This is a genomic window from Bradyrhizobium sp. LeoB3, from assembly GCF_055456055.1.
Genome location: NZ_JBVBEF010000377.1, coordinates 1 through 475 on the forward strand (window position 1 = coordinate 1; position 475 = coordinate 475).

Genomic DNA, 475 nt, shown 5'->3' on the forward strand with positions numbered 1-475 from the left:
AATGGAATGGTCCGGCCGTGCTCCGGCCCTGCCAGTGCGAGAAGCTGGCAAGGGGCGCTCAAGACAAGGAGCACACCATGTCTCAGAAGCTCAACGCAGCGATCGCCGTGATCGGCATCGATATCGGCAAGAACTCGTTCCACCTCGTGGGTCATGATCACCGCGGTGCCATCGTGCTGCGACAGAAGTGGTCACGCGGCCAGGTGGAAACGCGGCTCGCCAACCTGCCGCCGTGCTTGATCGGGATGGAGGCTTGCGTCGGCGCGCATCATCTCAGCCGCAAGCTCCAAATGCTTGGCCACGACGCCCGCCTGATGCCGGCGAAATACGTGCGCCCCTATTCGAAGGGGCAGAAGAATGACTTCCGAGATGCGGAAGCCATCGCCGAGGCTGTCCAGCGCCCGACCATGAAGTTCGTCGCGACCAAGACCGCCGATCAGCTCGACCTTCAGGCGCTGCACCGCGTCCGCGATCG

1 protein-coding gene is annotated in these 475 nt (G+C 63.4%); it reads left to right on the forward strand.

All coding sequences use genetic code 11. The features are described from left to right. Positions 1-77: 77 nt before the first annotated feature. Positions 78-475 (forward strand): IS110 family transposase (locus tag ACZXDY_RS46405; protein WP_464350087.1); only part of this gene is annotated, 398 nt, incomplete at its 3' end.